General features: G+C 44.7%; 1 protein-coding gene. It reads left to right on the top strand.

What is annotated here, in order from left to right; all coding sequences use genetic code 11:
* Positions 1-70: 70 nt before the first annotated feature.
* On the top strand, positions 71-550 hold a 480-nt coding region (locus ACS8YF_RS20070; protein WP_049292029.1), incomplete at its 3' end, for a substrate-binding domain-containing protein.

Here is a 550-nt window from a genome sequence, read left to right on the forward strand (position 1 = left end):
GCATGCGCTGCCGCTCATCACAAAATAATTAGAATAAGCCGTTGTTAATAAAAACCCTACAGGAGGCACTATGCCTAAAAAAATGAGAACAACCCGTAATCTATTATTAATGGCTACGCTATTAGGTAGCGCACTATTTGCCAGGGCTGCGGATAAAGAAATGACCATTGGTGCAATATACCTTGATACCCAGGGATATTACGCTGGAGTGCGTCAGGGCGTTCAGGATGCGGCAAAAGATTCTTCAGTACAGGTACAGTTAATTGAAACTAACGCCCAGGGTGATATTTCGAAAGAAAGTACCTTTGTTGATACCCTCGTGGCGCGTAATGTCGATGCCATTATTTTATCGGCAGTGTCTGAAAATGGCAGTAGCCGTACCGTTCGTCGCGCCAGTGAAGCGGGCATTCCGGTGATTTGCTACAACACCTGTATTAATCAAAAGGGGGTCGATAAATATGTCTCGGCGTATCTGGTCGGCGATCCGCTGGAATTTGGTAAAAAACTGGGTAACGCTGCCGCTGATTATTTTATTGCCAATAAAATTGAC

The sequence above is a fragment of the Salinisphaera sp. SWV1 genome (genome assembly GCF_052044155.1).
Lineage (GTDB): Bacteria > Pseudomonadota > Gammaproteobacteria > Nevskiales > Salinisphaeraceae > Salinisphaera.